The sequence below is a fragment of the Rubritalea sp. genome, from assembly GCF_039830215.1.
Lineage (GTDB): Bacteria > Verrucomicrobiota > Verrucomicrobiia > Verrucomicrobiales > Akkermansiaceae > Rubritalea.
Genome location: NZ_JBDOPO010000143.1, coordinates 1 through 4,816 on the forward strand (window position 1 = coordinate 1; position 4,816 = coordinate 4,816).

Below are 4,816 nucleotides of genomic sequence, written 5' to 3' on the forward strand. Positions count from 1 at the left end.
CCATAGTAATAAAACTATCAGGCTCATTAATCCATGTAACTAAATCTTACAGGGATGAAGGCGGAACATGAGCAGGTGTGGTTATAAGCGTTCCTTATTTATGTTCACTCCTGCCACAGCATTTGCCACTTCCGAGCAAACTGCTAGGACGGAATCAGTATCAAAGACTATTTGATTATTACCCTTCCATTCATGCAGCATCTAGTAGCCAACCCAAAACCAGTAGGTCTTAATAGTCTAGCGACTGGCTATTTAGATAGCTATCTGCAGAAATGATCAGCCCATGATCTGCTGCCTTTTGTAAAAGCACACTCGCTTTCTCCAGCACTTGAACACCGGCAACTAGTGTTATAAAATTAGGTGGAAGTGGTCTTAGCTAGACCCAATCTCCATTAAAAGTAGAGTGTGAAAATTAAAATTAATGCGTTACTTGTCAATGCCTTGATTAAATTCAGGTTCGTCGGTCAAGTCATCACTATTGACCGACTCTGCGCCATGTAGGTGGTAGCCGACATTTTCGTCTAGGTGGTTACGAAGGGCGCCTAATCCCTCTTCACTTTCGGCAGACATCGGTATAATTTTCACCTTAGGGAAGCGCTGCTTGAATGCTTCTAGATTTTCAGTTGCGCCATCGAGGTCCATCTTGTTGGCTACGACGATCCATGGGAACTTGGATAATTCAGCGTCGTACATTTTGATCTCTGTTCGTAGTGTCTGTAGGTCTTCGATTGGGTCACGGCCGTCAAAGCCGGCCATATCGATAACGAAAAGGAGAATGCGACAACGTGTGATGTGACGTAGAAACTCATGGCCAAGTCCGCGATTTTCGTGGGCGCCTTCGATCAAGCCTGGTATGTCAGCCACCGTGCATCTGCGGAAACCTGGGAACTCCACAACGCCAACGGTTGGTTTGAGTGTGGTGAATGGATAGTTACCAATTTTAGGAGTCGCTGCTGAGAGTTTTCCAACTAGTGTTGATTTGCCAGCATTCGGGAAGCCAACCATCCCAGCGTCAGCGATATGTCGTAGCTCAAAGTAATAAACAGACTCGCCACCCTCAGTACCCAATGTGTGTTCTTCAGGTGCTCTGTTTGTTGAAGATTTGTAATGCCAATTCCCCTTTCCTCCCACTCCGCCTTCACAGAGCACGAATTGTTGCCCAGGAGTGGTAAGGTCTACAACAGGTTCTAGGTCGATACCGTCGCCGCGCTCCATTTCAACGGCATCTTTAATACTTAAAGCTGGGCTTTTGTAAATCACGGTACCAGGGGGAACATGAGCAACCACCTTATTGCCGTTCTTACCGTGTTTGCGTGCACCAGATCCATGTGCGCCACCAGTAGCCACAAGTTTTGGGTCGTAGAAGAATTGACGCAAGTTGTCAGTGTTTGGACTACATTCAATGATAACATCCCCGCCATCTCCGCCGTCTCCGCCGTCAGGACCGCCCTTAGGTAGGTATTTTTCGCGACGGAAGTGGACAACTCCATTGCCACCGTCTCCGGCTTTGCAGTACACGCGGACATTATCGATAAACATGGCTAAGTGGTATTCTATTTAAAAGGTTCAGATTATTCGGGGTGAAGCGACTTCTTAACACCAATTCCCATTTCAGCAACCAGCAATACTAAGGTTTCACTACTTTTTGGTGACTTTTCAATGATTTGGCAGGGTTTTGTTCGATTTCACTTGGCAAACCCACCCTATCTGTGCAGTTTGCCGCTCCCGCCGCTCTTCCTGAGCAGCGTTTATCTTATAAACATTATTTATTATGGTAGCACTTAGACTAAATCGCCAAGGCACGAAAGATCGTCCTTTCTACAAGATTGTAGCAGTAGACAGCCGCGCACGACGCGACGGCCGTTATATTGAGCAACTCGGATCTTACAACCCAATGCTTGAAGGCACAAACTTCACAATCGACCTCGCCAAGGTGGATGCCTGGATCGGCAATGGCGCGCAGCCATCTGACACGGTTCGTGATATTATCAAAAAGGCTCGCAAGGCAGCTCTTGAAGCGTAATTTGCTAATCATCTGATTTTTTTAGAAGCTGTTCATTTTTATGGGCGGCTTTTTTGTGTTTAGACTCAGATTTATTCTGAGTGATTGAAGACGCTAATGTGTGGGTTCATCTTTGAATTCTAATTAAATCTCATCACCGTACTGAAAAGTGCTTGCACGGCAGCAAATCTGAATAGACTCTGCCGCCATGAACTATGCCTCTCTCATAGAGAAACGACGCGAGCGCTTCGCTGCTGTGGAAGTGTTGATTACAGATCCAAATCTCTTTTCGGATCAGAAGAAGGCATCAGAGATCATGCAGGAGCATCGCCGACTAAAAAAATTGCTAGATATGTGGGAGGATCTAACCACAGCTAAAACCAACCTCATTGAAAACCAGGAGCTAGCCAAGGAGGATGATGCGGAGATGGCGGAGATGGCGGAGTTGGAAATCCCTGAGTTAGAGGCGACAATCGAAGAGCTTTCCGAGAAGGTGCAATATGCCCTCCTCCCTCGTGACCCCAACGAAGATCGCGATGCGCTGGTTGAAATTCGCGCTGGCGCAGGGGGTGATGAGGCGAGCCTTTTTGTGGGCGAGGTCATGGGTATGTACGAACGCTACTGCGCAAGTCGTGGCTGGAAGTTACAACACCTCGAAAGCAGCCCGTCAGATGTTGGTGGCTTTAAAGAAGTTGTTCTGAAGGTTACTGGCGAGGAGGTCTTTCGTTATCTTAAATATGAGTCAGGGGTACACCGTGTGCAGCGTGTCCCAGCTACTGAAACCCAGGGTAGAATCCACACATCCACTATTACGGTTGCTATTCTTCCGGAAGCTGAGGACGTTGATGTCGAGCTTAAGAAGGAGGATCTTCACATTCAGGCGACTCGCTCAGGCGGTTCTGGTGGTCAGCACGTGAACACAACTGACTCATGTGTGCAGATCACTCACTTACCCACTGGGTTACAAGTGAAATGCCAGGATGGTCGCAGCCAGACGCAAAACCGAGAACTCGGCCTTCAGATCATGCGAGCTAAACTTTACGAAGCTAAGGTTAGAGAAGAGTCCGACAAGTATTCAGCTCAACGTAAATCTCTTATTGGATCTGGTGATAGATCTGAGAAGATACGCACATACAATTTTCCTCAATCACGTGTCACTGATCATCGTATCAACTTCACGTCTCACAACTTGGATGGAATTCTGAATGGTCAAGTCGGTGAGATAACGGAAAACCTAATGAAGGAAGAGATGGAGCAACGTCTTGCTGACGCAGGTCTAGAGTAACCCCATTCGCTGTAACACCTTGAAAACAATTCTAGAAACTCTGGATTCAGGCACGAAGTGGCTTGAGAATAAAGGTGTCGATGATGCGCGTCGGAATATGCAACTATTGTTGTGTCATCAACTCGATTGCTCAAAGATTCAGCTCTACACGAGATTTGATGAGCCTATGAGCGAGTCTAGTTTAGTTCCTCTACGTGAGATGCTTAAGCGTCGAGGTGACCGTGAGCCGTTGCAGCATATTCTCGGGACAGTGGAATTTTTCATGCGCGATTTTTATACTGATGCACGCGCGCTCATACCTCGACCAGAGACAGAAGAGTTGTGCGAAATCATCCTCAAGCAGCTCAATCCTGTAGCGCCAGCTAAAGTGCTCGATATGGGCACAGGATCGGGGGTGATAGGGATAACTTTAGCATTGGAATATGGTGCTCAGTCGGAAGTTGATTGCGTGGATGTCTCGTCCGACGCGCTCGAGCTAACCCTGAAAAATATAACGTCCAATGGCGTCGGGAATTGTACGGGTAAACAAAGTGACTTGTTTGCTCAATTGGCGTCAAAGTATAATCTCATCGTGGCGAACCTCCCCTATGTGCCAGAGGTGGATCGCAGCTCGTTAGCTGCAGAATTGACCTATGATCCAGATTTGGCCCTTTATTCAGGTGATGATGGATTGGATATCATTCGTGAGTTTATTCAGGAAAGCCCCGCATACCTTGATGTTGGCGGCATCATAGCTTTGGAGGTCGGCATACATCAGAGCTCCGAAGTGGAGAGGCTTCTTTCCAATGCCGGATTCTGCGACATCAAAACCTTTCCGGACCTTTCAGGCATATATCGCTTCCCAACAGCGCGTTGGGAAGGCAACTAACATATAGGACTCTCAAAAATCTAATTATCATGGATAAACTTATCGTACATGGCGGCCACCAACTTAATGGATCGGTTAATATTTCTGGCGCAAAAAATGCTTCTCTACCCATTTTAGCAGCTGCTCTCCTCACTGATGAAGATATCATTATTCGTCGAGTCCCTGATGTTTCGGATACTAACTATATGATTCAAATACTTTCTGCATTGGGAGCTCAAGTTGAGCGATCAAGCGGCACAGTTAGAATCAACGCTAAGGACATTATCCATGAGGCCCCTTACGAATTGGTACGCAAAATGCGTGCTTCTATCTGTGTTATGGGTCCCCTACTCGCTCGACTTGGTAAGGCGCGCGTGTCACTTCCGGGTGGCTGCGTTATAGGTGATAGGCCAGTTGATCTTCATCTTAAAGGTCTGCGCGCAATTGGTACAGTGATCGACATGGAGGGAGGTAATATGGATATGACTACCCCTAATGGACTCGTAGGTGCAGAAGTTGACCTTCGGGGTAAGCAGGGGCCAACTGTGCTTGGTACGGATAATTTGATGATGGCAGCGGTTCTAGCTAAAGGTACGACTATCATTGAGTCTGCTGCAGCTGAGCCAGAGGTTGTTGATCTAGCTGACTTTCTGATCGGGATGGGCGCAAAAATCGAAGGCGC

General features: G+C 47.2%; 4 protein-coding genes and 1 pseudogene. 4 read left to right on the forward strand and 1 reads right to left on the reverse strand.

Annotated features, from left to right (window positions below; all coding sequences use genetic code 11):
* Positions 1 to 426 precede the first annotated feature (426 nt).
* A complete protein-coding gene (gene obgE, locus ABGY95_RS04805; protein WP_347440562.1) occupies positions 427 to 1,539 on the reverse strand; it encodes a GTPase ObgE in 1,113 nt (370 codons plus the stop codon).
* Positions 1,540 to 1,768: 229 nt separating this feature from the next.
* Between obgE and rpsP the strand changes: the two genes are divergently transcribed.
* The 4 genes and pseudogenes from rpsP to ABGY95_RS04825 all read left to right on the forward strand — a co-directional run.
* Positions 1,769 to 2,023, forward strand: coding sequence for a 30S ribosomal protein S16 (gene rpsP / locus ABGY95_RS04810; RefSeq protein ID WP_347440565.1), 255 nt, complete (start codon positions 1,769 to 1,771; stop codon positions 2,021 to 2,023).
* Between the two features lie 187 nt (positions 2,024 to 2,210).
* Positions 2,211 to 3,287 carry a peptide chain release factor 1 gene (prfA, locus tag ABGY95_RS04815; protein WP_347440563.1) on the forward strand — a complete coding sequence of 359 codons (1,077 nt, stop codon included), beginning with the start codon at positions 2,211 to 2,213 and terminating at the stop codon, positions 3,285 to 3,287.
* A 19-nt stretch (positions 3,288 to 3,306) separates the two neighbouring features.
* The gene (prmC, locus tag ABGY95_RS04820; RefSeq protein ID WP_347440564.1) at positions 3,307 to 4,155 is read left to right on the forward strand and encodes a peptide chain release factor N(5)-glutamine methyltransferase; all 849 of its coding nucleotides are present in this window, start codon (positions 3,307 to 3,309) and stop codon (positions 4,153 to 4,155) included.
* A 29-nt stretch (positions 4,156 to 4,184) separates the two neighbouring features.
* Positions 4,185 to 4,816 (forward strand): annotated as a pseudogene (locus ABGY95_RS04825) (UDP-N-acetylglucosamine 1-carboxyvinyltransferase); the annotation flags it as partial.